This is a genomic window from Caballeronia sp. LjRoot31 (assembly GCF_964253885.1).
Classification (GTDB): domain Bacteria; phylum Pseudomonadota; class Gammaproteobacteria; order Burkholderiales; family Burkholderiaceae; genus Caballeronia.
Window position 1 is genome coordinate 3503625 of sequence record NZ_CAXURX020000001.1, and the last position, 25719, is coordinate 3529343.

At 60.3% G+C, this 25719-nt stretch carries 23 protein-coding genes; 10 read left to right on the forward strand and 13 right to left on the reverse strand.

Annotated elements, in window-relative coordinates:
- Positions 1 to 18 precede the first annotated feature (18 nt).
- The 3 genes from prmA (at position 19) to tpx (ending at position 3009) form a co-directional block, all read left to right on the forward strand.
- Positions 19 to 921, forward strand: coding sequence for a 50S ribosomal protein L11 methyltransferase (prmA, locus tag ACSQ8V_RS15475; protein ID WP_436206263.1), 903 nt, complete (start codon positions 19 to 21; stop codon positions 919 to 921).
- 45 nt (positions 922 to 966) lie between these two features.
- Entirely contained in the window at positions 967 to 2295 is a 1329-nt protein-coding gene (locus tag ACSQ8V_RS15480; RefSeq protein ID WP_436206264.1) for a zinc-ribbon and DUF3426 domain-containing protein, read from the forward strand.
- Positions 2296 to 2508: 213 nt separating this feature from the next.
- Complete coding sequence (tpx, locus tag ACSQ8V_RS15485; protein ID WP_213767279.1) at positions 2509 to 3009, forward strand: thiol peroxidase; 501 nt, start codon at positions 2509 to 2511, stop codon at positions 3007 to 3009.
- On the opposite strand, the gene ACSQ8V_RS15490 is transcribed toward tpx, so the two are convergent.
- Entirely contained in the window at positions 2979 to 3107 is a 129-nt protein-coding gene (locus ACSQ8V_RS15490; RefSeq protein ID WP_255631634.1) for a hypothetical protein, read from the reverse strand. The genes tpx and ACSQ8V_RS15490 overlap by 31 nt on opposite strands.
- Before the next feature lie 189 nt (positions 3108 to 3296).
- On the opposite strand from ACSQ8V_RS15490, the gene ACSQ8V_RS15495 reads away from it, so the two are divergent.
- On the forward strand, positions 3297 to 4241 hold the full coding sequence (locus ACSQ8V_RS15495) for a carbohydrate kinase family protein (RefSeq protein WP_213767280.1): 945 nt from the start codon (positions 3297 to 3299) through the stop codon (positions 4239 to 4241).
- Between the two features lie 127 nt (positions 4242 to 4368).
- Entirely contained in the window at positions 4369 to 4845 is a 477-nt protein-coding gene (locus ACSQ8V_RS15500; protein WP_213767281.1) for a glycine zipper 2TM domain-containing protein, read from the forward strand.
- A 284-nt stretch (positions 4846 to 5129) separates the two neighbouring features.
- On the opposite strand, the gene ACSQ8V_RS15505 is transcribed toward ACSQ8V_RS15500, so the two are convergent.
- The 4 genes from ACSQ8V_RS15505 to ACSQ8V_RS15520 all read right to left on the reverse strand — a co-directional run bounded on the left by ACSQ8V_RS15505 (position 5130) and on the right by ACSQ8V_RS15520 (position 8647).
- The gene (locus ACSQ8V_RS15505; RefSeq protein ID WP_436206668.1) at positions 5130 to 5846 is read right to left on the reverse strand and encodes a histone H1-like repetitive region-containing protein; all 717 of its coding nucleotides are present in this window, start codon (positions 5844 to 5846) and stop codon (positions 5130 to 5132) included.
- A 30-nt stretch (positions 5847 to 5876) separates the two neighbouring features.
- Positions 5877 to 6191: a hypothetical protein gene (locus tag ACSQ8V_RS15510; RefSeq protein WP_255631635.1), complete on the reverse strand. Its 315-nt coding sequence runs from the start codon at positions 6189 to 6191 to the stop codon at positions 5877 to 5879.
- Between the two features lie 177 nt (positions 6192 to 6368).
- The gene (locus ACSQ8V_RS15515; RefSeq protein ID WP_436206265.1) at positions 6369 to 7664 is read right to left on the reverse strand and encodes a ribonucleotide-diphosphate reductase subunit beta; all 1296 of its coding nucleotides are present in this window, start codon (positions 7662 to 7664) and stop codon (positions 6369 to 6371) included.
- A 764-nt stretch (positions 7665 to 8428) separates the two neighbouring features.
- Complete coding sequence (locus ACSQ8V_RS15520) at positions 8429 to 8647, reverse strand: DUF3820 family protein (RefSeq protein ID WP_213767284.1); 219 nt, start codon at positions 8645 to 8647, stop codon at positions 8429 to 8431.
- Positions 8648 to 8783: 136 nt separating this feature from the next.
- Between ACSQ8V_RS15520 and ACSQ8V_RS15525 the strand changes: the two genes are divergently transcribed.
- A complete protein-coding gene (locus tag ACSQ8V_RS15525; RefSeq protein ID WP_213767285.1) occupies positions 8784 to 10181 on the forward strand; it encodes an MFS transporter in 1398 nt (465 codons plus the stop codon).
- Positions 10182 to 10590: 409 nt separating this feature from the next.
- Here ACSQ8V_RS15525 and ACSQ8V_RS15530 read toward each other — a convergent pair whose 3' ends face one another.
- The 4 genes from ACSQ8V_RS15530 to ACSQ8V_RS15545 form a co-directional block, all read right to left on the reverse strand.
- Positions 10591 to 13602 (reverse strand): ribonucleoside-diphosphate reductase subunit alpha, encoded by a 3012-nt coding sequence (locus ACSQ8V_RS15530; protein WP_436182742.1) that lies wholly within the window; start codon positions 13600 to 13602, stop codon positions 10591 to 10593.
- A gap of 707 nt (positions 13603 to 14309) precedes the next feature.
- Positions 14310 to 14894 carry a 1,6-anhydro-N-acetylmuramyl-L-alanine amidase AmpD gene (gene ampD, locus ACSQ8V_RS15535; protein ID WP_436206266.1) on the reverse strand — a complete coding sequence of 195 codons (585 nt, stop codon included), beginning with the start codon at positions 14892 to 14894 and terminating at the stop codon, positions 14310 to 14312.
- The gene (locus ACSQ8V_RS15540) at positions 14891 to 15196 is read right to left on the reverse strand and encodes a PP0621 family protein (RefSeq protein ID WP_436206267.1); all 306 of its coding nucleotides are present in this window, start codon (positions 15194 to 15196) and stop codon (positions 14891 to 14893) included. The genes ampD and ACSQ8V_RS15540 overlap by 4 nt, the downstream gene beginning before the upstream one ends.
- Positions 15197 to 15247: 51 nt before the next feature.
- Entirely contained in the window at positions 15248 to 16207 is a 960-nt protein-coding gene (locus tag ACSQ8V_RS15545) for a cytochrome C assembly family protein (RefSeq protein WP_436182744.1), read from the reverse strand.
- Between the two features lie 121 nt (positions 16208 to 16328).
- Here ACSQ8V_RS15545 and ffh point away from each other — a divergent pair, with 121 nt between their 5' ends.
- The gene (gene ffh / locus ACSQ8V_RS15550; RefSeq protein WP_213767290.1) at positions 16329 to 17696 is read left to right on the forward strand and encodes a signal recognition particle protein; all 1368 of its coding nucleotides are present in this window, start codon (positions 16329 to 16331) and stop codon (positions 17694 to 17696) included.
- Between the two features lie 119 nt (positions 17697 to 17815).
- A complete protein-coding gene (locus tag ACSQ8V_RS15555) occupies positions 17816 to 18367 on the forward strand; it encodes a hypoxanthine-guanine phosphoribosyltransferase (RefSeq protein WP_213767291.1) in 552 nt (183 codons plus the stop codon).
- Between the two features lie 153 nt (positions 18368 to 18520).
- Here ACSQ8V_RS15555 and ACSQ8V_RS15560 read toward each other — a convergent pair whose 3' ends face one another.
- Both ACSQ8V_RS15560 and ACSQ8V_RS15565 read right to left on the reverse strand, forming a co-directional pair.
- Positions 18521 to 19132 carry a MarC family protein gene (locus ACSQ8V_RS15560; RefSeq protein WP_436206268.1) on the reverse strand — a complete coding sequence of 204 codons (612 nt, stop codon included), beginning with the start codon at positions 19130 to 19132 and terminating at the stop codon, positions 18521 to 18523.
- A 1-nt stretch (position 19133) separates the two neighbouring features.
- Positions 19134 to 20882 carry a proline--tRNA ligase gene (locus ACSQ8V_RS15565; protein ID WP_436206269.1) on the reverse strand — a complete coding sequence of 583 codons (1749 nt, stop codon included), beginning with the start codon at positions 20880 to 20882 and terminating at the stop codon, positions 19134 to 19136.
- Between the two features lie 231 nt (positions 20883 to 21113).
- Here ACSQ8V_RS15565 and ACSQ8V_RS15570 point away from each other — a divergent pair, with 231 nt between their 5' ends.
- Together ACSQ8V_RS15570 and ACSQ8V_RS15575 are read left to right on the forward strand one after the other, a co-directional pair.
- Positions 21114 to 21764 carry an RNA pyrophosphohydrolase gene (locus ACSQ8V_RS15570; RefSeq protein WP_213767294.1) on the forward strand — a complete coding sequence of 217 codons (651 nt, stop codon included), beginning with the start codon at positions 21114 to 21116 and terminating at the stop codon, positions 21762 to 21764.
- A gap of 181 nt (positions 21765 to 21945) precedes the next feature.
- Complete coding sequence (locus tag ACSQ8V_RS15575; protein ID WP_213767295.1) at positions 21946 to 22500, forward strand: CNP1-like family protein; 555 nt, start codon at positions 21946 to 21948, stop codon at positions 22498 to 22500.
- Positions 22501 to 22984: 484 nt separating this feature from the next.
- Here the strand turns inward: ACSQ8V_RS15575 and proB are convergent, their stop codons facing one another.
- Positions 22985 to 24103, reverse strand: coding sequence for a glutamate 5-kinase (proB, locus tag ACSQ8V_RS15580; RefSeq protein WP_213767296.1), 1119 nt, complete (start codon positions 24101 to 24103; stop codon positions 22985 to 22987).
- A 48-nt stretch (positions 24104 to 24151) separates the two neighbouring features.
- Positions 24152 to 25288, reverse strand: coding sequence for a GTPase ObgE (gene obgE / locus ACSQ8V_RS15585; protein WP_213767297.1), 1137 nt, complete (start codon positions 25286 to 25288; stop codon positions 24152 to 24154).
- Positions 25289 to 25719: the final 431 nt, after the last annotated feature.

Consider the following 25719-nt stretch of genomic DNA (forward strand, 5'->3'; position numbering starts at 1 on the left):
AATAAGTAGGGCTTCAAGATGAGCTACCGGGAATTGATCGCCGAGCTGGACCGGGAACACGCGGAAGCGTTGTCGGATGCGCTGCTGGAATTGGGCGCGCTGTCGGTTTCGGTGGAAGACGCCGACGCCGATACCCCCGACGAGCAGCCTCTGTTCGGCGAACCCGGCCTCACGCCGGACCAGAAGGCGTGGAACCGCTCGCGCGTAGTCGCCCTTCTGGCGGACGCCGTCGACCCCGCCGTGCTGCTTGCGGCGGCGGCGAATGAAATAGGCCTGAAAGACACGCCGGCCTTCACGCTACGTGATGTCGAAGATCAGGATTGGGTGCGCCTCACGCAATCCCAGTTCGATCCTATTCCTATCGGCAAGCGGATTTGGGTCGTGCCCTCGTGGCATGCAGCGCCCGATCCGGATGCACTCGTGCTCGAACTTGATCCAGGTCTCGCGTTTGGTACCGGCAGCCATCCGACTACACGGTTGTGCATGGAATGGCTGGAGCAGTCGGTGGAACCAAACCAGTCCGTGCTCGATTACGGTTGCGGTTCCGGCATCCTCGCGATCCTGGCGAAGAAATGCGGCGCGAATCCGGTGATTGGTATCGATATCGATCCGCAAGCGGTGGAATCTGCGCGCCAGAACAGCGAGCGCAATCACGCCGATGTCACCTACGGCTTGCCCGCCGATCTCGCCGAAGGGCAATTCGATATCGTGGTCGCGAACATTCTGTCGAACCCGCTGAAGCTGATGGCGTCGATGCTTTCCACACGCGTCAAACCGGGCGGACGCATTGCGTTATCGGGCATTCTGGCGCGCCAGGCCGACGAAGTTGCCGCGGTCTACGCACGCTGGATCGACATCAGCGTATGGCGGGAACACGAAGGCTGGGTGTGTCTTGCCGGTACCCGCCGCGAAAGCCTTTAGAATAGCGCCATCGTCCATCTACCGGCCTCTGGCCTTCGGCTACATATGGCGCTGGCAACCCGCTGTCCCCACTGCGAAACGGTTTTCCGTCTGGACCCGCATTTGCTCGCGCCGCACGACGGCCGCATGCGGTGCGGTCATTGCCAGGAAATCTTCGACGCAGCGCATTACCAGTTCGACCGCGACGAAACCGTCATGGCCGCGCTGGCCGCAACCGCGCCTAATTACGGCGTAGATCCGGCAAGTCCGTGGGCAGAGAAGTCGAGTGCCGAGGTTTCCGCCGACAAGCGCGACGCACTGGGCATTCCTCTGCACCCGTTCGTCCCCACGACCGCCCTCGCGCCTCAGATCGAAGCGCAACACCCTCCGGTTACGCGCGCTGAACCGCTCGCGGGGCTCGCTGCCGCTGAAGCGGTTTCGCGCACGCGCGCGGACAGCGATTTTCCGGGAGAAGGACGCACTGAATTCCCATGGCAAGCGGTCAATCGCGCTGAGGCGGACGCACAAGCTGATGCACCCGCCGACACCCCCGCTCCCGCCGAACCGCGCGCCGATTCTTTCGTGGGCCGTAACGAAGGCGATTCGCTGAAGGAATCGCGCGCTGATCCCTTCATTGGCCGCACTGAAAGCGAAGCGCTTAACGAGTCACGCGCTGAATCACGCACAGAACCGTTCGTCGGCTGGAGCGCCCCGCGTGCGGAGCCGGAAACGCCCGCGCCGCGCCGCCCAGTCGATACAACCACCCGCTCCGAACCCGCCCCGCTCGGTACCACGCCCGCTGCGCCGTGGGCAGCAGGCCCAGCCGAGCCAAGTTTTGGCGGCGCGGCTGCATCGTCCGAACCTGCTTCCGAGCCGTTCCCCGTTATCCGTGAAACACGCGCGCCGGCCCGTTCGGGAATCGTGTGGAAGATCCTCGGATCGTTGATCGCGCTCGTGCTGTTTGTCGCGTTGATCGCGCAGGTCGCGTGGTGGCAACGGGAGACCGTGATGGTCTACTGGCCCGCCTCGCAGCCGCTCTTCGCGCAAGCGTGCGAGCAGATTGGCTGCGTGGTCGCGCCGCCGCGCGATATCGATGGCCTGCAGATCGAGAACTCCGGTCTGCGCCAGGTGGACGGGTCGCACAAGCTTGAACTGAAACTCTCGCTACGCAATCGCTTCGACGTGGCGATCGCCTATCCGGCGCTGGAGCTCACCCTCCTCGACGACAAGAACAACGTAGCGATCCGGCGTGTCCTGTGGCCGCAAGACTACGCGCGTCCGGGCACGGTGATCGGCGCAGGTCTCGCCGCGCGCAGTACGCAGCCCGTGATCGTGCGGCTCGATACCGGCGACGCGGTCGCGGCGAATTATCGCGTGCAGATTTTTTATCCCTGATTTTATCCGTGACACGCGCCTGCTTTAGCCGGTCTGTTGATGCGCATCTGCTTCAGCGTCCGCTTTCACGTTTTTACGCTTAACCGTTTTTTTACGCGTTTTCTGCGCGTGCCCCGTGATCAGTCAGTCGTTTTTTTCCGCGCGTGTCGCTCGTCCGTCCCCGGTCGAGCGACGCGCATATTCCCTGAACATCAGACACTTTCTGGAGTAGACATGAGCCAAGTTACCCTCGGTGGCAACCCGATCGAAGTGGCAGGCACGTTCCCGGCAGCCGGTGCAAAAGCAGCCGATTTCACCCTGGTCGGCAAGGATCTGGGCAATCTGACGCTGGCGAGTTTCGCTGGCAAGCGCAAGGTGCTGAACATCGTGCCGAGCCTCGACACGCCGACGTGCGCCACCTCCACGCGCAAGTTCAACGTGGCCGCTGCCGGACTCGACAACACCGTGGTCGTGGTCGTCTCGGGCGACCTGCCCTTCGCGGCAACGCGCTTCTGCACGACGGAAGGTATCGAGAACGTGGTGACGGCATCGACGTTCCGCGGCCATGACTTCGCGAAGGCCTACGGCGTCGATGTCACAAGCGGACCGCTGACGGGCCTGACGGCGCGCGCAGTGGTCGTGATCGATGAAAATGACAAGGTGCTGTACTCGGAACTCGTGCCGGAAATCAAGAACGAGCCGAACTACGACGCAGCGCTGGCCGCGTTGAAGTAAGCATCGAAGAACGCAGGCCGGTTGCGGCCTGCCTCTTCCCGAGCGGCGGCGAGCTGCATCTCGATCCGCGCCTCGCCGCGCCGGAACATCTGAAGCACGACAGTTATTCAGTCAGCCGTGACGGGTTCAACCCGCCACGGCGGTCAAGCGGCAATGCGCATCCGTGACGGGGTGGAACACCCGCCGCGTGACGAATGCGCAGCGTTTCATGCAGGCATGCACGGTAACTCAAGCCTGCGCGCACTTTCATCGACGCTTTCATAGATCTACTTTCAGGGAATTCGCCAGTGTCTACGCTTATCTGCGGCTCGCTCGCCTACGACAACATCATGACTTTCCAGGGCCGCTTCGGCGACCACATCCTGCCGGACCAGGTGCATCAGTTGAACATCAGCTTCCTCGTCCCCACGATGCGGCGCAACTTCGGCGGCTGCGCGGGCAACATTGCGTACGCGCTGAACCTGCTCGGCGGCGACGCGAAGATCATGGCGACGCTCGGCGAAGCCGACGCCCAGCTTTATCTCGATCGTTTCGATGCGTTGGGTTTGTCGAGGGAATATGTGCGCGTGCTGCCCGACCAGCACTCGGCGCAATGCTTCATCACCACCGATCTCGGGAACAACCAGATCACCGCGTTCCACCCGGGCGCGATGATGGATTCGCACCTGAACCACGCCGGCGAAACCAAGGGCGTCACGCTGGGCATCGTTGCACCGGACGGCGCTGATGGCATGCGTCAGCACGTCGAGGAACTGGCGGCAGCGGGCGTGCCCTTCGTCTTCGATCCGGGTCAGGGCCTGCCGATTCTCGAAGGTGTGGAACTTCGTCGCATGATTGAACTTGCCACATACGTGGCAGTCAACGATTACGAGGCGAAATTGTTGAGCAACAAGACCGGCTGGTCGATCGACGACATCTTGAGCCGCGTCGAAGCACTCGTGATTACGCGTGGCGAACACGGTGCGCAGATTTTGCACGCTGAGGGTATCGAAGAAATTCCGGCCGTGACGGCGCAGAAAGTCGTCGATCCGACCGGTTGCGGCGACGCGTTCCGCGGTGGCTTGCTGTATGGCATCGAGAACAAGCTGGGCTGGGCAAAAACAGGCCGTCTCGCCAGCCTGATGGGTGCGCTGAAAATCGAACATCAGGGACCGCAGACGTATGCGCCCTCCCGTGCCGAGATCGGCGAGCGCTTCGAGCAGGCGTTTGGTTCGGCGCTCCCAGGGTTTTAAGCGGTGCAATGAAGAAGGTTGAAATGCGTCATTGAAGCGAATTTGGGCGACGCTTCGGCAATGACATGTACCGGCAGGCCGTTGGCTTTTTCAAGCAACGGCCTGCCGTAATTTTGTGGAGTGAAGAATGAAGATAACAAGTCGTATGGCGCTGATAGCAGCGCTTTTTAGCTCCGTCGTCATGACGGGATGCGCCTATAACAGCAGTTCGCCCGATGTGTACACCGCGTCGCAAGCCCAGCGCGAAGAGACGGTCCGCATGGGTACCGTCGACAGCGTGCGCGGCGTGAAGATCAGCACGAACAACGGCCAGCCTAGTGGGCTTGGCGCTATCGGCGGCGGTGCGCTGGGTGCGGTGGCAGGCAGCGCGCTCGGCGGCGGGAATGGCTCGATCGTGACAGGGATTATCGGTGGGATTGTGGGTGCGGTGGCGGGCAATGCTGTCGAGAACGGCGTCGCCGTGCAGAACGGACTGGAGATCACCGTGCGCCTGGATAACGGCGACATGCGCGCCATTACGCAAACCGCAACCGGTGAAGTGTTCCAGGCCGGCGAGCGGGTTCGGTTGCTTTCCAGCGGCGGTGTGACGCGAGTGACGCACTAGCGCGGATGAAGTGCCGGCGTGATCGAATCGGTCTTGCCGGGGTGGGAGAAAAGCGCGTGTGCCTTCGGTCGCATGCGCTTTTTTTTCGTCCGCGAGCCGGGTGTGCGTCTCACGTGGGGATGCTGAGAGCACGCAGCGGCGCTGCTCCGCTACATGTCTACATATGACGACGGTCGATAAAAAAACCCGCTGCCGGCAACCACCGGGAGCGGGTTTGGACCGCGTAGCACTACACGGTCACGAGACACATCGCGTGTGTCGAAGTACTGCGTTACAGCCTGCGCTTACGGACGGCTGCCCGTCGGGAACGGCCATGCAGCGGCCGGATTCAATGCCGTCTTGACCGTTGCAGCCGGGGCCGGCGCTGCAGGTGTCGTTGCCGTCGCCGGTGCTACAGCAGCAGTCTTCTTCGCAGCGGCAGCCTTCTTGGCCGGAGCCTTTTTAGCAACCGGAACGGGCGCTGCAGCAGGAGCAGGAGCCGCGGCCGGAGCAGCAGCTACAGCAGCCTTCTTCGCAGCAGGGGCAGCCTTCTTGGCGGGCGCAGCCTTCTTGGCGGCCGCCTTTTTGGCAGGTGCCTTCTTAGCAGGCGCCTTTTTAGCAGCGGCCTTTTTAGCGGCAGCCTTTTTGGCGGGGGCCTTCTTGGCCGCAGCCTTCTTGGCAGGCGCCTTTTTAGCAGCAGCCTTTTTAGCAGGCGCCTTCTTGGCGGCAACCTTCTTGGCCGCTGCCTTCTTCGCAGGCGCCTTCTTGGCTGCAACCTTCTTCACTGCAACCTTCTTGGCGGCAACTTTCTTCGCCGGCGCCTTCTTAGCAGCGACCTTCTTGGCTGCAACCTTCTTCGCCGCAACCTTCTTCACTGCGACTTTCTTGGCTGCAACCTTCTTCACCGCAACTTTCTTCGCGGCCGGAGCCTTCTTCGCTACCGTTGCCTTCTTGGCAGCCGTTTTCTTGACAGCCGGTTTCGCTGCAGCTTTCTTTGCGACGGATTTCTTGGCTAATGCCATCATTTTCTCCTTCAGGTTTCAAGATGAGAGTCAGTTCAAACAACACCCTTCGTCAAAACCCGCTTCCCGCGTGGGCTTCTCAGGACGCACGCTGCGAAGCGGATTATTCATCGGCGTACGCTGATGGAGCCTGCTTACGCTAATGAATACGGCAAGGCGCGCAGTGCCACAAGGCACCGCGCGCCAAATTAAGTCAGCACCAGAAGAAGGTGCCAGCAATCGCTTGATCGGGCCGTCGGCGCTGCCGACGGCATATTTCGGGGGGAAGTTTGCCCGTCCCACTGAAGGGTCCGCAAAACGCCTGTCATCTTTTTGGGCGGTTAAGCCACAAGGCGCACTTTGCATCAGGCGACCGTTCTCCTAAACCTGTTGGCCGGCGCGCGCGCAATCTTGATCGCACGCAATGGCGCCGGTTTGCCATTCATCCCGTCTACTCGGCGCCCTCTGCGGGCGCCTGGTCTGCTTTGATTCGTTGCGGCAATGCGTCCATTGCCGCTGGCTGACGCTGATTCGCTGACTCGCTTATTCCCAGGTCAGCGCGCCGCCGGTCTGATACTCAATCACTCGCGTCTCGAAGAAGTTGCGTTCCTTCTTCAAGTCGATCATCTCGCTCATCCACGGGAACGGATTTTCTTCGTTCGGGAACAGCGGGTCGAGGCCGATCTGCTGGCAACGACGATTACAGATGAAACGCAAATAGCTCTTGAACATGGAGGCATTCAGACCGAGCACGCCGCGCGGCATCGTGTCTTCTGCGTACCGGTATTCCAGTTCGACGGCTTCCTGGAAGATCTCGCGGATCTCCGCGCGAAATTCCGGCGTCCACAGTTGCGGTTCTTCAAGCTTGATCTGGTTGATCAGGTCGATGCCGAAGTTGCAGTGCATCGACTCGTCGCGCAGGATGTACTGATACTGCTCGGCTGCGCCCGTCATCTTGTTCTGGCGACCCAGCGCCAGGATCTGCGTAAAGCCGACGTAGAAGAAGAGCCCTTCCATCACGCAAGCAAACACGATCAGCGACTTCAGCAATTTCTGGTCCGCTTCAAGCGTACCGGTGGTGAATGCCGGATCGGTCAGCGTGTTGATGAACGGAATCAGGAACTCGTCCTTCGCGCGGATCGAGTCGACCTCGTGATACGCGTTGAAGATTTCGCTCTCGTCCAGACCCAGCGATTCGACGATGTACTGATACGCGTGCGTGTGGATCGCTTCCTCGAACGCCTGGCGCAGCAGGAACTGCCGGCACTCGGGCGCCGTGATGTGGCGATACGTCCCGAGCACGATGTTGTTGGCGGCGAGGGAGTCGGCCGTGACGAAGAAACCAAGGTTGCGCTTCACAATCCGGCGTTCGTCGTCGGAGAGGCCGTTCGGGTCCTTCCACAACGCGATGTCGCGCGACATGTTCACTTCCTGCGGCATCCAGTGGTTCGCACAACCCGCCAGATACTTTTCCCACGCCCACTTGTACTTGAACGGCACCAACTGATTCACGTCGGTCTTGCCGTTGATGATGCGCTTGTCCGCCACATTCACCCGCTTGGCACTTGCTGCCGCGATGTCGCTGGCGCTGGGTGCTGCGGGAGCAACGAAGTCGCTCGCAAAAATATTCGGTGCCGCTGCCGTTTGATGAGCCGTTTGAAGAACGCCATGACCAGCGACTTGCGTGGCTGCATGCGAAGTGACTGGAGCTGCAGCACGCGACGCCTGGCTGACTGCTTGGCTGAAACCCGCAACCTGACCCGCCGGGTTACGCAACGTGTTGTGTTGCGAACCGTTCGAGGGAGTTACGGCAGTGGTCTCGTCATCCCAGTTGAGCATAAATTCTCACCATCAATTTAGATCGGTTTGTACCATCTTTCCATGAGCGATAAAAGAGCTTGCTCATAAAAATCCTGTTTTCGTGTTGACGCTGCTACTTGCATACAACACTTTGCGTCGAGCTCACTGCTTGAAGCTTCATGCGAAGTCTCTTTGAACGTGTTCGATGCAGTGCTTGCTCAGTGCTTCTTCAAGCTCTTTCAGCGTTGCTTTTGCTTGGAGCAACTGCATCGTCCGGCTCTGCTGTGAATCGTCTTGCGTGTGGTCCTGCGTGCGTAATTAGCGTGGTCGTTAAGCGTGAGATCGAATAGCTTTCACTGCGTGATTGCTTCGATGAAAACTGGTGCGTCCGCGTCGTCGCGCAGCGCGCGATCGCCCAGTTAAGTGCTGCTCGCGACTCGCTCAAATTGGTTGAGCCAAGCTTCGGATCATGACCTTCGACGACCCGCTTCAACCCGCATTTCGAGTGCTTCTTCACTCTAAAAAAACCGTTGCGCCGAGCTCGCGATTACACGTGTCTTGCTGCGGAAAACGATACGCTGGCGCGTCTCGTTTCCATGTCGAAAGTGTAGCACTCGACGCCGTCATCGCAAAGGCAAAACCACAAAATATTGGGTGTTTTGAGCCTGTGACGACTACCTATAGTACAAACGAATACGTCATGCAAGTGCGGATTTCAAGCGTGAAAATGCGGCTGCGAGCTCACGGAGGCACCGCGGACGCGCGCATGAATCACCCGGCAGCGGCCGCTTGCACACGCCTTTTCAACCTCGCTTGCCGCGCAGCGGCGTGAGTAATTCACGCAAGTTGTTGTGATCGATTTCGTGCATCAGCGCGAGCAGCCGGCCGAGTTGTCCTGCAGGAAAACCCTCACGTGCGAACCACGCGAGATAGTGGCCGGGCAGGTCCGCGATCAAGCGGTCCTTGTACTTTCCATAGGGCATCTTCTGCGTGACGAGACGCTGCAGATCTTCGGGGTCCATCGTCGTTCTCCTCGGGTTTTATCGTCGCCGGATGTCGCTCGAGTGTCGCTCATCACGGCACTTCGCGATGTCGCTGCCATGATATCGATGCCATAATCCCAGCTTCCCGCCGCGAAGAGATCCCCTTCCGTTCTCCATGTCGCTAGCCATAAAAGCTTTCGCTGCCCCTCTTATCGTCGCCTGCGCGATGTTCATGGAAAGCGTCGATGCCAACGTCATCGTCACCGCAATCCCCGAAATGGCCAAAGCTTTCGGCCGAGACCCCGTCACACTGAAGATCGCCGTCACCAGTTATGTGCTCGGCCTCGGGGTCTTCATCCCGATCTGCGGCTGGGTCGCCGACCGCTTCGGCGCGCGCACGATCTTCCGTCTTGCTATTGGCATCTTCGTCGCCGGCTCCATCCTGTGCGCGGCGTCCACCTCGCTGATCCCGTTCACGCTCGCGCGCTTCGTCCAGGGCGTAGGCGGCGCGATGATGGTGCCGGTCGGCCGGATCATCATCTTCCGCTCCGTGCGGCGCTCCGAATTCATCCGCGCGATGAACTACCTCTCGGTGCCCGCCATGTTCGGCCCCGCCGTCGGACCGCTGCTCGGCGGCTTCATCACCACCTATCTGCACTGGCGCCTGATCTTCTTCATCAACATCCCGATCGGCATCCTTGGCATCTACCTGACCAACCGCTACATCGGTAATGCGCGCGAACCGCATCCCGGACCGCTGGACTGGTTCGGTTTCTTTTTGTCGGCGAGCGGCGGCACATTGTTTCTGCTCGGGCTTTCGCTGATCGGCGGCGAATTGGTCTCCGATCTCACCGCGACGATCATGACGCTCGCCGGCGTGGCCTTCCTCATCGTGTATTTACTGCACTCGCGACGCATAAAACTGCCGCTCCTCGATCTGCGCTTCTTGCGCGTGCCGACGTTCCAGGCGAGCGTGGTGGGCGGCTCGCTGTTTCGCATCGGCCTGGGCGCGGTGCCATTTCTGCTCCCACTCGCCATGCAGGAAGGGCTCGGCATGAGCGCGTTCAAGTCCGGCTCGATCACCTGCGCGTCGGCGTTTGGCGGCATGTTCATGCGCTCGCTCGCGTCGCGCGTGCTGCACCGGTTCGGCTTCCGGCAGACGCTGATGGTCAACGCGGCGCTGTCGGGCATCGCGATCGCCGCGTGCGGCATGTTCTATCCGGGCACGCCGACGTGGCTCATCTGGGCGGTCGTGCTGCTCGGCGGTTTTTTCCCGGCGTTGCAATTCACGAGCCTCAACTCGCTGACGTATGCCGAGATCGAAAGCCGCGATGTGGGTCGCGCGACGAGTCTCGGGAGTTTTATCCAGCAGGTGTCGCTTGGGTTGGGCGTGACAATCGGCGGAATCGCGCTGCAAATTTCGCATTCCCTGCAAGGACATCCGCAGATCGTCTGGTCGGATTTCTGGCCTGCGTTCGTCGTCGTCGGATTGTTTTCGTTTCTTTCGATTCCGATTACCGCGAAGTTGGCACGCGACGCGGGGCATGAGATATCGAGGGGAACACGGGGGTGACGCGCATGCGCGTCGCTTCGACGCGGCGGTGACGATACCTATAGGAAGGCCGACCTGAATTCGTCAACCCGGTTCGTTGTCGAAAAGCCGATGCATTTTGGGTACCGGCTTCCGATTTCAATCGCTGCAACGCTTCTGAACTCGACGAGCGTAAATACAAATACAAAAGGCTCGCTCCGAATCCGATCGCCCAAGTCGATTGCGGAAAGGGCAACCGCTTCGGGACCGCGACTCGAATTTCAAACGCCGCGAGCTACCGGAACTCAGCGAGCACAAATAGAAAAAGCCGGTTCCGAACCCGCCGCCCCTTCCGTTGTGGAAAGAACAGCCGCCTCGTACCGGCCTCGACTCTCAAACACTACCTGACTGGCGAGAGGCCGATTGCATCGGCCTCTCGCTTACCACCCTCTTACTGGCAAGCCTCGCACTCGTCGAACCCGGCATCGCCCGGACGCATCATGCAGACCGGACCATCGGCTTCTGCTTCGGCCGCAGCGGCAATCGCCGGCGCCGCAACCGCAGCGGCGTTGAAACCACCCGTCGACGATCCATGCGAACCCTGCGAACCAAAACCGTTGCCGTTCGCGCCAGAAGCACCGCCCTCGCCATTCCCCGAGTTACCCGAAGGCACCGAGTTCAGTTGACCGTGAGCGACCGTCGACTTCTCGACGTGCGTGGCGGCCATGGTGCGGAGGTAATACGTGGTCTTGAGACCGCGCAGCCACGCCAGCTTGTACACTTCGTCGAGCTTCTTGCCTGACGCGCCACCCATATAGATGTTCAGCGATTGCGCCTGGTCGATCCACTTCTGACGGCGCGATGCGGCTTCCACCACCCAGGTCGCGTCCAGTTCGAACGCCGTTGCGTAGATTGCTCGCAGATCGGCCGGAACCCGGTCGATGCGCGACAACGTGCCGTCGAAGTACTTCAGGTCCGAGACCATCACTTCGTCCCACAGGCCGCGTTCCTTCAGGTCACGCACCAGGTAATCGTTCACGACCGTGAATTCGCCCGACAGATTCGACTTCACGTACAGATTCTGGAACGTCGGCTCAATACATGCCGATACGCCGATGATGTTCGAAATGGTCGCGGTCGGAGCGATTGCCACGCAGTTCGAATTGCGCATGCCGTAGGTGGCGATCCGCGAACGCAGTTCGGTCCAGTCCATCGACGAACTGTCGTCCACTTCCACATAACCGCCGCGCGCTTCGGCCAGCAGCTTCAGCGAGTCCTGCGGGAGAATGCCGCGGTCCCACAGCGAGCCGCGATAGCTCGAATAACGCCCGCGCTCTTGCGCCAGTTCCGTCGACGCGTAGTAAGCGTAGTAGCAGACCGCTTCCATGGAGGTATCGGCGAAAGCGACGGCTTCGTTCGACGCATACGGCGTGCGCAGCAAGTGCAGGCAGTCCTGGAAACCCATGATGCCCATACCGACCGGACGATGCTTCAGGTTCGAATTACGCGCTTTGGCGACGGCGTAGTAATTGATGTCGATGACGTTATCGAGCATGCGCATGGCCACGCTGATGGTGCGCTTGAGCTTGTCGTGATCGAGCGCGAGCGTGCCGTCAGCCTGCGTCTTCATGTGCGCAACCAGATTCACCGAGCCGAGATTACAAACGGCGATTTCGGTGTCGCTGGTGTTCAGCGTGATTTCCGTGCACAGGTTCGACGAGTGGACAACGCCCACGTGCTGCTGCGGCGAACGGATGTTGCACGGATCCTTGAACGTGATCCACGGGTGACCCGTTTCGAACAGCATGCCCAGCATCTTGCGCCACAGTTGCGCGGCCGGAACCTTCTTGAACAGCTTGAGCTCGCCGCGCGCTGCCTTCTCTTCATACGCAACGTACGCTTTTTCGAACGCTGCGCCGAACAAATCATGCAGATCCGGCGTGTTGGCCGGCGAGAACAGCGTCCAGTCGCCGTTTTCGTGGACGCGCTTCATGAACAGGTCGGGAATCCAGTTCGCCGTGTTCATGTCGTGCGTGCGGCGACGGTCATCGCCCGTGTTCTTGCGCAGTTCCAGGAATTCTTCGATATCCAGATGCCACGTTTCCAGGTACGCGCACACCGCGCCCTTGCGCTTGCCACCCTGATTCACCGCGACGGCCGTGTCGTTCACGACTTTCAGGAACGGCACCACGCCTTGCGACTTGCCGTTCGTGCCCTTGATGTGCGAACCGAGCGCACGCACGCGCGTCCAGTCGTTGCCCAGGCCACCCGCAAACTTCGACAGCAGCGCGTTTTCCTTCAGCGCTTCATAGATCCCGTCGAGGTCGTCGGCAACCGTCGTCAGATAGCACGACGACAATTGCGAACGGCGCGTGCCCGAGTTGAACAGCGTCGGGGTCGACGACATGAAGTCGAAGCTCGACAGCACGTTGTAGAACTCGATCGCCCGTGCTTCGCGGTCGATTTCGTTCAGCGCCAGGCCCATTGCAACGCGCATGAAGAACGCCTGCGGCAGTTCGATGCGCTTGGTTTCGTTGTGCAGGAAGTAGCGGTCATACAGCGTCTGCAGGCCGAGATAGCCGAATTGCAGATCGCGGTCGGCGTCGAGCGCGGCGCCCAGGCGCTTCAAGTCGTACTGCTGCAGCTTTTCGTCGAGCAGTTCCGCTTCCACGCCCTGCTTGATGAACAGCGGGAAATATTCAGCGTAGCGCGTAGCCATCTCGCCCTGCGAGACGTCCTCTTCCAGGATTTCACGACGAATGGTGTGCAGCAAAATACGCGCGGTGACCTGGCTGTACGCCGGGTCCTTTTCGATCATGGTGCGCGCGGCGAGAATGGCGGAGTCATAGACTTGCGCCATCGGCACGCCGTCGTAGAGGTTCTTCACCGTTTCCGCGACGATCGGATCGGCACTCACTTCGCTGCCGAGATTCGCGCACGCTTCATTGATGCGGGCCTTCAACGCGTCCAGATCCAGCGGATGCGACACGCCGTTGTCGATCACGTTGATGCCAAGCGCATTCGCGCGCGTTTCCGGTGCGTGCGCGCGTTCCTGCGTGCGCTTCTCGCGATACAGCACGTACGCGCGCGCCACGTTGTGCTCGCCGCCACGCATCAGCGCGAGTTCGACTTGATCTTGAATGTCTTCAATATGGAACGTACCGCCGTTCGGACGGCTGCGAACCAGCGCCCGGATAACGCTCTGCGTCAGTTGTTCGACGAGTTCGCGCACGCGCGCCGAGCCTGCGCCCTGGCCGCCGTTCACGGCCAGAAACGCCTTCGTCACGGCGATGGAGATCTTCGACGGCTCGAACGACACCACGGTCCCGTTGCGGCGGATCACTTTGTAGTCGGCCAGTGTGGCGTCCGGCGCGAGCGCGCTGGCGCTCGGCTGACTCTGTGCGCCGATGGGCCGCACGGAGGCGCCCTCGTAGGAAGTCGTGGTGTTGTCGGTGGTTTGCATGTGCAAATCTCCAGGTGTTCGATGGTGCGGAACGTCCGCGGATTGAGATGCGTGCCGTGCGTGGTGGCTGCTTGTTGCTGCTTTGTTGCTGTTCGCTACTGCTTTCCCCTACTTCTGCCAACCGCGCACGACGATGAAATTGAAAATTGAATAACGGCTCAGTCGGGAAAATTGCCGGTGCCGTTCTCGCGCTCAGTCCATGGTTTTTCCGTGGCCCGATACGCTTCAAACCGATGAAGACAACCCTTCCCGCTACGCCTGTTTGCCTCGGTCTTTCAAACTGAATGCCGACGGTTTTTACACGACAAATCAGTGGCTTATCCGGTGTTTTCTTCTATGGCCGGAAAGCGTGCGGCGCCGGCTCTATGAGCGGGGCGCCGCCTGGACAACACAACATATAGTGCGAATTACGTCTCTGAGCACCAAGTATAGTGGCATTCCGCACAGTCTCAAAAACTTTTATTTGCTGAAGAATAGCCCTCAGAGGGTTGACTTTTGAAATGGCAAAGTCGGATAAGGGAAAGCGCGCCAAGGTGCGCCGAACACACGCAAACGCGCTGCGATGCAAAATGAAAGCTCTTTCGGTCTACCGGAAGCGGTGAGGCAAGGCGGGCGGTAAGCCGGCGACGATGGCAAGGCATAGCGCGTCACTACGGCTCAGCGACTCACGCGGCAACGCACTTGATCAAGCATGAACACACAGCGAATCAAACGTCGCCGAGATAGGGAAAGTACTGAAGCGGGAGTTGTGTATCGCCCTGCAACCGCGGCCATTCGAAGTACGGGCCAGGATCGGTTTTACGACCCGGAGCGATGTCCGAATGTCCGGCTAGGGCTTCGATCGGATAGCGCCGGGTGAGCGCCTGGACGACATCGTTGAGCGACGCATATTGCGCGTCCTCGAACGCACATCGATCGCTGCCTTCCAGTTCGATACCCACCGAAAAGTCGTTGCATCGCTCGCGTCCGAGAAAGCTCGACACGCCCGCGTGCCATGCGCGTTCGTTGCACGACACGTACTGCTCGATGCGGCCATCGCGATGAATCACGAAATGTGACGAGACCCGCACGCCGCGCAAGTGGTCATAGTACGGATGAGCGTCGTGATCGAGACGGTTCTGGAAGAACTCGGCAATCGCGTTGCCGCCGAATTCATCGGGCGGCAAGCTGATGTTGTGAACAACGACGAGGGTTGGCTCAATACCCGCCGGACGCGCTTCGAAGTTCGGAGACGGCACCCGGAACGCTGCCGTGTACCAGCCGTCGGCATCGATCAACGCTGTCACGCTCATCGAGCGTCGCGGCCTGTGGGATGCGCGGCGTAGCGCTGGGCGTGATCGGTGCAACAGAAGCGATGCCCGGCCGCGACAATCGCTTCGCTCTTGGGCGTGTGCACGCCGCATTCCGCGCAGCGCACCAGAGGATCGGGAAGTTGCGGCGCGGAACGGGAAGCCGCCGGGCCCTGAGACGCGCGCGTGGCCCCTGCACCTTGTGGACCCGCTTGTGCACCAGCGGCGGCCTGGGCACGCTTGAGCTTCTTGAACAGCCACTGGCTCGCAAAGAACACAAATATCAGCAGGAGAAGTTGGCGCATGATCTTACTAATAGTAGAGGCAATAAAAGCCGGAGGATTCAGCTGACCGCGTCAAACGACCGCGCGATGCAACAGCACTTCGAACACGAAGCGGCTGCCCACGTAAGCAAGCAGCAATGCGACGAACGAAGCGAGCACCCAGCGCAACGCGGCGCGGCCGCGCCAGCCTGACACACGGCGAGCGGTCAACAGCGCGCCAAACATCAGCCACGACAAAATGGCGAACACGGTTTTGTGGTCGAGTTTGAACGCCTTGTCGACGAGTTGTTCGTTGAACGCAACACCCGATATGAGCGTAAGCGTCAGCAGCACGAAGCCCGCCGAGATCAGGCGGAACAACAATTTTTCAAGCGTAAGCAACGGCGGTAACGTATCAAGCCAGCTCGACACCCAGCTATTCGATGTATGTCGCGTGGCCGTCCCGCGCATGTTCTGCAGGCGCTTTTCCACCATCAGCATCAGGATGGCGTGAAGCGCGGCAATGGCGAACAGCCCGTACGCAATATTCGCGATCAGGAAATGCAGCTTGAACATGGGCGCGGCGGCATACGGCAGCACGCGCACGCCGCCAAAAATCAGCGGCATGACCGAGGCCATGCATGCAAGCGGCAGCACGAGCAGCCGCAGGCCGTCGAGCGGGAAGAAAAAGCTCTCTATCCAGTAGATGCCCGCGCCCAGCCAGAACATGGCGGAGAGCGCGAAGGCGAAGCCGAACACCATCGCGTTCTGCGGAAAGATGGTGGTGTGCAACAAGACGCCATGCACGAGCAACGCGACGCCGAGCAATACGCGCCCCATCGTACTCATGCCCGACGCCTTCGATGCCCGGCCGCTTTGCATGGAGTCGGCCATGCCCGGGTTCATTCCGGTACTCACGCCGCCGGCCAGGCGACCGCCCACCGGCATGCCCGCCAGCGCCGGCTCAACGGCCGTGTTGCGATGCGCGCGCCAGCCAGCTACGGCAAGTCCGCCGTAGAGAAGCGCAGTGAGGGCATACAGTACAATATCCATGTTCGAAGTTTACACCAGGCCCTGAAGCCACGACGTCTTCCCCCTCTTGCCGGGTCGTCTTGAAGCCAGGCTCCGTCAGGAAGTCGTCACTGTTACCCGGCCGCACTCTCCACACGCTCCCATGCTCGACACACTCACTACACGGATGGCGCGCGTCGTCAAGACGCTGCGCGGCGAAGCCCGGCTCACCGAGGCTAACACGCAGGAAATGCTGCGCGAAGTACGCCTGGCGCTGCTCGAGGCTGACGTCGCGTTGCCGGTTGTGCGCGAATTTATCGCGAAGGTGAAGGAAAAAGCGCTCGGCGAAGAGGTGCTTTCGAGCCTGTCGCCGGGTCAGGCGCTTGTCGGCGTCGTGCAGCGCGAGCTGACGGCGATCATCGGCGGGGATTACGAGGGTAAGGCCGTCGAGCTGAATCTCGCGGTCACGCCGCCGGCAATCATCCTGATGGCCGGCCTGCAAGGCGCGGGTAAAACCACCACGTCGGGCAAGCTCGCCAAGCTGCTGCGCGAAAAGCACAAGAAAAAAGTGCTGACGGTTTCCGTCGACGTGTATCGTCCGGCCGCTATTCAGCAGTTGAAAACGGTGACCGAACAAGTCGGCGCGGACTTTTTCCCGTCGGAGCCGGATCAGAAGCCGGCGGATATCGCCCGTGCGGCGGTGGATTGGGCGAAACGCCATTTCCATGACGTGCTGATCGTCGATACAGCCGGCCGGCTCGGTATTGACGAAGCGATGATGAAGGAAATCAGCGAGCTTCACGCGATCCTGAAACCGGCGGAAACGCTCTTCGTGGTCGACGCCATGCTCGGCCAGGACGCCGTGAATACCGCGAAGGCGTTCAGCGACGCCCTGCCGCTGACCGGCGTGGTGCTGACCAAGCTGGACGGCGATTCACGCGGTGGCGCGGCGCTGTCAGTGCGTCACGTGACCGGCAAGCCGATCAAGTTCGTGGGTGTCGCCGAAAAACTGGACGGGCTGGAAGTTTTCCACCCGGACCGGATGGCGAACCGGATCCTCGGCATGGGCGACATTCTCGCTTTGGTCGAGGAAGCGCAGAAAGGCGTGGATAGCGTAGCCGCGCAAAAACTCGCCGATAAAGTCAAGAAAGGCGGCGATTTCGACCTGAACGACTTCCGCGCGCAACTGGCGCAGATGAAGAACATGGGCGGTTTGTCGTCGCTGATGGACAAGCTGCCGGCACAGTTCCAGCAGGCTGCGGCAGGCGCGAACATGGGCGTCGCGGAAAAACAGATGCGCCGGATGGAAGGCATCATCAATTCAATGACGCTGCTGGAGCGCGCGAAACCCGATCTGATCAAGGCCCAGCGCAAGCGCCGTATTGCTGCGGGCGCGGGCGTGCAGGTCCAGGAAGTCAACCGCATGCTCGCTCAATACGACCAGATGCGCGGCATGATGAAAAAGCTGAAGGGCGGCAATCTGCAGAAAATGATGCGCGGCATGAAGGGCATGATGCCGGGCATGCGTTGAAGTTTTGATCGGGTTTGATTTCCATGACCCGCGTTTTGCTGAGGAACGCGGGTTTATCATGTGGCGCTTAGCGCCTCGTTTCCCCTATTTTTAGCTCTACACCCTCGCCGCCTGCCCTTATGAATCGCGAAGAAGCACTCCACATTTTCAGCCACTCCGAAGAGATTGTTTCGGCACAAGACGTGACCGCATCGATCGAAAGCATGGCGAAAGCCATTGGCGCGAGCGCGGGCGAAGAGTTCCCGCTCGTGCTGTCCGTCATGGGCGGCGCGGCGGTGTTCACCGGCATGCTGCTGCCGCACCTCGACTTTCCGCTTGAGTTCGACTACATCCACTTGACGCGGTATCGGAACGCGACCAAGGGTAGCGACAAGATGGAATGGCGCGTGGCGCCGGCGGAATCGGTAAAGGATCGCGTGGTGCTGGTGCTCGACGACATCCTGGATGAAGGCGAAACCATGGCTGCCATCCGCGACCGCATCATGGCCATGGGTGCGAAGAAATTCCTTTCGGCTGTGCTGTGCGAGAAGCTCATCAATAAATCGAAACCCCTGCGGCCGGACTTTTGCGGCTTCGAAGTGCCGGATCGGTACGTGTTCGGCTGCGGCATGGACGCGAAGGGATATTGGCGCAACCTGCCGACTATCCGTGCACTGACGGAAGGCGCGTAATTCGGTTTCGCCAGCGTTTGAGGTGCGGCGAATAGCCGCATCATCCACTTGGCGATGTTCAGCGCACTCAAGATCAAAAAGGCCGTTTCAACTTACGTTGAAACGGCCTTTTTATATTCACCACCTCGAAAGCTGCCCCGGGATGATCTTCAGTCAGCCATTTGCAGCCAGTTGATGCACGAAAGTCCGTATCCCGGTGAGGATCATTTCCACCGATATCGCGACCAGCACCAATCCCATCAGCCGTTCGAACGCCGTAACGGCCCGTTCGCCCAGCCAATGCTGGATCTTCTCGGCCAGCACCAGCACGATCGCGCAGACCATCATGGTGACCGTCAGTGCTCCGATCCATTCCCACATCTGCCCGGGCGCCTGCGATGTCAGCAACATCACCGTCGCCAGCGCCGACGGACCGGCCAGCGCGGGAATGGCCAGCGGCACGATCAGCGGTTCGCCGCCGCGTGAATCACCGCCCATCGGACCGTCGGGATGCGGAAAAATCATGCGCAAGGCGATCAGGAACAACACGATCCCGCCGCCCAGCCGCAACGACAAATCCGTCAGGCTCATCGCGCGAAGAAAGCGGTCGCCCGCCAGCATGAACAACAGCAGGATCCCGAAGGCGATGGCGACTTCCCGCAAGATCACGATCCGCCGGCGTTCCTTCTCCACGCCACGCAACGCGTTGATGAAGATCGGGATATTGCCGAGCGGATCGGTGATCAGGATAAGCAGCACCGTCGCCGAGAGGAAGTTGTACTGCACGTTACCGGGCCGCTCCACGAGCCAGTGCAGCGCGCACCTTCTCGATCACCACGTTCGCCGCGTCATCCACCGGCAACAAGGTGGCTTCGGCGTCGCGTCGTGCCTGGTACTCGAGCTTGCCTTCCTTGAGCCCACGGTCACCAATCACCAGCCGATGCGGCACGCCAATCAGCTCCCACTCCGCGAACATCACGCCGGGCCGTTCGCCGCGATCGTCCAGGACCACGTCGATACCCGCAGCCTGCAGCGCCGCGTACAGCTTGTCGGCGTGCTCGCGAACGGCGTCGCTGCGGTCGTAGCCCATCGGGCACAACACAACTTCGAATGGAGCAATCGATTCCGGCCAGATGATGCCCTTGGCGTCGAAGTTCTGTTCAATCGCGGCGCCCAGGATCCGCGTGATGCCGATGCCGTAGCAGCCCATTTGCATGGGCGCGGGCTTGCCGTTTTCATCGAGGAACGACGCGCCCATGGCATCCGAGTACTTCGTGCCGAGCTGGAACACGTGGCCCACTTCAATGCCGCGGCAGATTTCCAGCGTGCCCTTGCCATCCGGCGACGGATCGCCTGCCAGCACATTGCGAATGTCCGCCACGACCGGCTCCGGCAGGTCGCGGCCCCAGTTCACGCCGGTGATGTGATAGTCCACCTCGTTCGCGCCGACCACGAAGTCGCTCATGTTCGCGACCGTGCGGTCCGCGATCACGTTGACCGGCTTTTTCGTGTTGATCGGGCCGAGATAGCCGGGCGGCGTGCCGAACGTATCGATAATTTCGGCTTCCGTTGCAAAGCGATAACCCGCCAGACCCGGCTGCTTGTTCGCCTTGATGTCGTTCAGCGAATGGTCGCCGCGCAGCATCAATAACCAGATGGTCGGCTCGGCGCCTTCGTTTTCCGTCGCGAGGATGATCGACTTGATCGTGCGTTGCAGCGGAATGTTCAGCAATTCCGCGACCGCCTCGCACTTCGCCTTGCCCGGCGTGGCCGTCTTCTTCATTTCTTCCGCAGGCGCCGGACGCGTGGCGTTCAACGGCAACGCGTCGGCGGCTTCCACGTTTGCCGCGTAATCCGAGGTCGGGCAGTACGCGATTGCGTCTTCGCCGGTGTCGGCGATCACGTGGAATTCATGCGAACCGCTGCCGCCGATCGAGCCGTTATCGGCCGCGACCGCGCGGAATTCCAGGCCGATACGCGTAAATACACGCACGTAGGCATCGAACATTTTCTTGTACGACTCGGCGAGTGCCGCCTGATCGCGGTCGAAGGAATACGCGTCCTTCATGATGAATTCGCGTCCGCGCATCACGCCGAAACGCGGCCGGATTTCATCGCGGAACTTGGTCTGGATCTGGTAAAAATTGACCGGCAATTGCCGGTAACTCTTGATCTCGCGCCGCGCGATGTCCGTCACCACTTCTTCGTGCGTCGGTCCGAGCACGAAATCGCGGTCATGACGATCCTTGATACGCAGCAGTTCGGGGCCGTACTGTTCCAGGCGTCCCGATTCCTGCCAGAGTTCGGCCGGCTGCACGCCGGGCATCAACAATTCGAGCGCGCCAGCCCGGTTCATTTCTTCACGCACGATTGTCTCCACCTTGCGGATGGAGCGCAGGCCGATAGGCAGATAACTATAGATACCGCCGGCCACGCGGCGAATCATGCCCGCACGCATCATGAGTTGGTGGCTGACGATTTCCGCGTCGGTGGGAGCTTCCTTCAGGGTGCCGATAAAGAAACGGGATGCTTTCATTCAAAAATTTTCCAATGCGGGAGCGCGTCGATTGAATGGGCTTATTGCCCAAACCTGCGGAACATGCAGAACGTGCGGAACGAGTGAACGACGGGACAGCGATACGGCAAGGCGTCGGCCGACCGCCCCGGCACTCAAGCGAAACGAACTCCGATTCGGGTTCGTGCCGGTGCGCCAGGCCCGTTATCTGTTTATAATCAAAGCAATTTTAAAGGATTCGAAGGTGGTTGTATGCTGGATCGTGAAGGCTTTCGCCCGAACGTCGGCATCATCCTCTTGAACGCGCACAATGAAGTGTTTTGGGGCAAGCGGCTGCGTGAACATTCCTGGCAGTTTCCGCAGGGGGGCATCAAGTACGGCGAGACCCCCGTGCAAGCGATGTATCGGGAGTTACACGAAGAAACCGGTTTGCTTCCGGAGCACGTGAAGGTCGTGGGTCGAACCCGTGACTGGCTGCGTTATGAGGTGCCGGACAAGTTCATCAAGCGCGAGGTGCGCGGACACTATCGCGGACAGAAACAGATCTGGTTTTTGTTACGCATGGTAGGCCGTGACTGTGACATTTGTTTGCGTGCGACTGATCATCCGGAATTCGATGCCTGGCGGTGGAATGAGTATTGGGTCCCGCTCGACGCGGTGATCGAGTTCAAGCGGGATGTATATCAGCTTGCGCTCACGGAACTTTCTCGCTTTCTGAGGCGCGCGGTTGTGCGCGCTGAGCGCGCGGAACGTATGGCGCATCATGCCAACCGGTATCCACGCGTGATTCAGGGCATGACGTTGGAAGATGCGGCCGTTTCTGCTAACGGCGGTGTCATTCAGGCAGAATGTTCCGTGACCGAAGAGCTGCACATCTACGCACAACGTCCTTCGCGGGATTAGGACGTGTGTCATTCGAAGCGGCGGTGCGGCAACGCACGCCGCTTTTTTTCGTGCAGCGTCGAAGGCTGGGCTTGCGTGTTTGACATGCCGGCGCGTTCCCTTGGCGGGACAAAACGCGGCGCTTTTCACGCGACACGATCTATTTGCAGTCGCTTCTGCATCAACCTCAGGAAATCAAGAATTGAAAGCCATTGCATTGTTCGCGGTATCCGCGGCAGCCCTTGCCGTGCTCGCCGGTTGCGGCAGCGCCAAGCCGACAAACAAGGACGACAGCGCGTTCGTCTACCTCATGGACCGCAAGCCGAACTGGGTCGAAAACAAGGTCGATACCCTGCCGCCTTTGCCGCAGAACGCGGATCTCCTGGAGTTCAATGTCTCGGAAAATACGCCGCTGTCTTTTTTCATCGATAAAAACTCGCTCAGCGTGGGAACCGACGGCGTGATCCGCTACACCGTTGTCGTGAAAAGCCCGGCCGGTGCGCGCAATGTCAATTACGAAGGCATTCGCTGCGACAACTATAACTGGCGCCTGTATGCGAGCATTAATGAGGACCAGACCGACTGGGACCGCACGGTCGAGAACGATTTTCGACGCATCGAAAACGGCGAGTTGAACGCCTATCATGCCGCGCTGTATCAGGATTACTTCTGCGCGAACAAGTTGCCGACAGGGTCGGCCAAGGAGATTTTGCAGAACATCAAGATGAAGCGGACTGCGGTTTCGAACTATCACTAGATCGAATGACTGGTGAAAAAGCCCGCTGCACCTGACGGTCAGCGGGCTTTTTTGTCGGTCGCCACATCGTTTTACAAGGTGTCGTCACGCAAAAGAGATAATTTGTTGCAATTATTACCGATCAATTAATCGCTCGCATACAATCGGCCGGGAAGTTTCAGTAAGACGTCATTATGAGGAGAAATAACGGTGACCCTGCTCGACTCGAGGCTCTTGTCCGAATACGCCTTCCAGCGCACGGCGGGTGCGACCGTACGCTTGGCGTCGCGCGATCTCGCGCACAGGGACGCATCAAGCATCGGGCAATTACCGGCCGATCAGGAAGAAGATTCGGTATATAAAGGCGCAGAAACAGACGCGTTTAGCCAAAACGTCGGAGCTCAGAAACCGAAATAGCCGACACCGCGACGTTGCACACCGTCCAACGAGTTTGGGGTGCAACTGAGATTCGCGGATTCCTTGTGTTGGACAGGAGCCTCCCTGCTTACGCCAGCACCAGATTGTCCCGATGAATCAATTCGGGTTCGAGCATATACCCCAGCACCGTTTCGATTTCACCGCTCGGCCGACGCTGGATCAACCGCGCCTCCGAACTGCTGTAATTCGTGATGCCGCGCGCCACTTCCTGGCCGCCCGGATTCATGCACGCGATCACTTCTCCGCGCGCGAACGCGCCGTGAACGTCGATCACGCCAATTGGCAGCAAGCTTTTACCGCCCGCAGTGAGCTTCTCGACCGCACCGTCGTCAATAACCACGTGGCCACGCACCTGCAAATGATCCGCCATCCATTGCTTGCGGGCCGCCATGCGGGCTGTGCGCGCCATCAATTGCGTACCGATCATCTCGCCTGACGCCAGCCGGGTCAGGACATCCGACTCCCGCCCGCTCGCGATCACCGTGTTCGCGCCGCTGTGCGCCGCGCGTTTCGCCGCGAGAATCTTGGTCAACATGCCGCCACGCCCCAGGCTGGAACCCGCGCCGCCCGCCATGGCCTCGAGTTCCGGCGTGCCGGCGTCGGCCTGCTCGACCAGTGTGGCTGTGGGATCGTGCCGGGGATCAGCGGTAAACAAGCCGCGCTGATCGGTGAGGATAATCAGCGCGTCGCCTTCTATAAGGTTAGCTACCAGCGCGCCGAGCGTGTCGTTGTCGCCGAATTTGATTTCGTCGGTGATGACGGTGTCGTTTTCATTGATGATCGGCACGCAACCCAGGCGCAGCAAGGTGAGTAGCGTTGAACGTGCGTTCAGATAGCGTTCCCGGTCGGCGAGATCGGCGTGCGTGAGAAGAATCTGCGCCGTGCGCATGCCGTGCTTCGCGAAACTGCTTTCGTAGACTTGCGCCAGGCCCATCTGGCCAACGGCAGCAGCCGCCTGCAATTCGTCAATTTCACGCGGCCGCTTCGTCCAGCCCAGACGATGAATACCCTCGGCGATCGCGCCGGAACTGACCAGCACGACTTCCTTGCCTTGCCCGCGCAGCGCCGCAATCTGCGCAGCCCAGCGGGCGATAGCCGCGTGGTCGAGCCCGCGCCCGTCGTTGGTCACCAGGCTCGATCCCACTTTCACTACGAGTCGCTTCGAAGCGGCTATGACGGAACGCATCTGACGCATTTCTCCTCGGATTTGCCTCGATAACCACGGGCCAAACTTTTACGCTTCGTCTTCGTCCTGGTCTTCGTCGATCTCCGGCACGATCTGCGGCGCCACGACGGCAGGTTCGTCGCGGAAACGGACATCCGCAGCGAGATCTTCGGCTTCTGCCGCGCGCGACGCATCCGAATTCTTCGAGATGTAATCGAAGATGGCATACGTCAGACTTTCACAGCCCTGCCCCGTCAGCGCCGAGATTTCGAACACCGGGCCGTCCCATTCGTACCGCTTGATGAAGTCCGCCACGCGCGATTTACGCTCGTCGTCCGGCACCATGTCGAGCTTGTTCAGTACAAGCCAACGCGGCTTTTCATACAGCGCTTCATCATATTTGCGCAATTCGTTGACGATCGCGCGTGCTTCCACAACGGGATCGACTGCGTCGTCGAACGGGGCCAGATCGACGAGATGCAACAGCACGCCGGTCCGCTGCAAGTGGCGCAAGAACCGGTGGCCCAGACCCGCGCCTTCCGCCGCGCCTTCGATCAAGCCTGGAATATCGGCGATCACGAAGCTCTTTTCCGGTCCCACACGCACCACGCCGAGATTCGGCGCGAGCGTGGTGAACGGATAGTCGGCAATTTTCGGCCGAGCATTCGACACTGCCGTGATGAACGTGGACTTGCCCGCGTTCGGCATGCCGAGCAAACCGACATCGGCGAGCACTTTCAACTCGAGACGCAGCATGCGCCGGTCGCCTGGCTTGCCTTCGGTCTTCTGGCGCGGAGCGCGGTTCGTGCTCGACTTGAAGTGCAGGTTCCCAAGGCCACCCGCACCGCCGTGCGCGATCAGCACGCTCTGGTTATGCTCGGTCAAATCGGCGATCAACTCGCCCGTTTCCGTGTCCGCGATGATCGTGCCGACCGGCATGCGCAAGATGATGTCGTCGCCGCCCTTGCCGTAGCAGTCGGCGCCGCGGCCGTTTTCGCCGTTGCGCGCCTGGTGTTTCTTCGCGTACCGGTAGTCGATCAGCGTGTTGATATTGCGGTCCGCGACCGCATACACGCTGCCGCCCCGGCCGCCGTCGCCGCCGTCCGGTCCGCCGAACGGGACGAACTTCTCGCGCCGCATCGACGCGCTGCCATCCCCTCCGTCGCCGGCGATGACTTCAATTCTCGCTTCGTCAATGAACTTCATGAGTTGCTCCGTCCCGTGTTTCACTTTGCATGGGACGGGAGTAAGCGCATGGGACCAGAGTAAGCGCATGGGACCGGAGTAAGCGCATGGGACCAGAGTAAGCGCATGGGACCAGAGTAAGCGCTAAAGCGCAAACTCTGGTCGACAGCGCAAACTCTGGTCGACAGCGCAAACTCCGGTCGACAGCGCCAACTCTGGTCGACAGCGCCAACTCCCGTCGACCGCCTTGCATGGGACTGGAGTAAGGCATGGGACCAGAGTAGGCGCATGGGACCGGAGTAAGCGCTAAAGCGCAAACTCCGGTCGACAGCGCCAACTCTGGTCGACACGCCAACTCCAGTCGACCGCCTTGCATGGGACGGGAGTAAGCGCTAAAGCGCCAACTCCCGTCGACACACTATTCTGCCGCGACCGGCCGATGCCAGCCACTA

Excerpts from the sequence above, each read along its gene's own strand:
- ACSQ8V_RS15570 (WP_213767294.1), top strand. The coding sequence starts at position 21,114 with ATGCTGGATCGTGAAGGCTTTCGCCCGAACGTCGGCATCATCCTCTTG.
- ACSQ8V_RS15500 (WP_213767281.1), top strand. The coding sequence starts at position 4,369 with ATGAAGATAACAAGTCGTATGGCGCTGATAGCAGCGCTTTTTAGCTCC.
- ACSQ8V_RS15520 (WP_213767284.1), bottom strand. The coding sequence starts at position 8,647 with ATGGACCCCGAAGATCTGCAGCGTCTCGTCACGCAGAAGATGCCCTAT.
- ACSQ8V_RS15480 (WP_436206264.1), top strand. The coding sequence starts at position 967 with ATGGCGCTGGCAACCCGCTGTCCCCACTGCGAAACGGTTTTCCGTCTG.
- ACSQ8V_RS15525 (WP_213767285.1), top strand. The coding sequence starts at position 8,784 with ATGTCGCTAGCCATAAAAGCTTTCGCTGCCCCTCTTATCGTCGCCTGC.
- ACSQ8V_RS15515 (WP_436206265.1), bottom strand. The coding sequence starts at position 7,664 with ATGCTCAACTGGGATGACGAGACCACTGCCGTAACTCCCTCGAACGGT.
- tpx (WP_213767279.1), top strand. The coding sequence starts at position 2,509 with ATGAGCCAAGTTACCCTCGGTGGCAACCCGATCGAAGTGGCAGGCACG.
- ampD (WP_436206266.1), bottom strand. The coding sequence starts at position 14,894 with ATGAGCGTGACAGCGTTGATCGATGCCGACGGCTGGTACACGGCAGCG.
- ACSQ8V_RS15565 (WP_436206269.1), bottom strand. The coding sequence starts at position 20,882 with ATGAAAGCATCCCGTTTCTTTATCGGCACCCTGAAGGAAGCTCCCACC.
- ACSQ8V_RS15555 (WP_213767291.1), top strand. The coding sequence starts at position 17,816 with ATGAATCGCGAAGAAGCACTCCACATTTTCAGCCACTCCGAAGAGATT.
- ACSQ8V_RS15530 (WP_436182742.1), bottom strand. The coding sequence starts at position 13,602 with ATGCAAACCACCGACAACACCACGACTTCCTACGAGGGCGCCTCCGTG.
- proB (WP_213767296.1), bottom strand. The coding sequence starts at position 24,103 with ATGCGTTCCGTCATAGCCGCTTCGAAGCGACTCGTAGTGAAAGTGGGA.
- obgE (WP_213767297.1), bottom strand. The coding sequence starts at position 25,288 with ATGAAGTTCATTGACGAAGCGAGAATTGAAGTCATCGCCGGCGACGGA.
- ACSQ8V_RS15540 (WP_436206267.1), bottom strand. The coding sequence starts at position 15,196 with ATGCGCCAACTTCTCCTGCTGATATTTGTGTTCTTTGCGAGCCAGTGG.
- ACSQ8V_RS15510 (WP_255631635.1), bottom strand. The coding sequence starts at position 6,191 with ATGCAAAGTGCGCCTTGTGGCTTAACCGCCCAAAAAGATGACAGGCGT.
- ACSQ8V_RS15545 (WP_436182744.1), bottom strand. The coding sequence starts at position 16,207 with ATGGATATTGTACTGTATGCCCTCACTGCGCTTCTCTACGGCGGACTT.
- ffh (WP_213767290.1), top strand. The coding sequence starts at position 16,329 with ATGCTCGACACACTCACTACACGGATGGCGCGCGTCGTCAAGACGCTG.
- prmA (WP_436206263.1), top strand. The coding sequence starts at position 19 with ATGAGCTACCGGGAATTGATCGCCGAGCTGGACCGGGAACACGCGGAA.
- ACSQ8V_RS15505 (WP_436206668.1), bottom strand. The coding sequence starts at position 5,846 with ATGGCATTAGCCAAGAAATCCGTCGCAAAGAAAGCTGCAGCGAAACCG.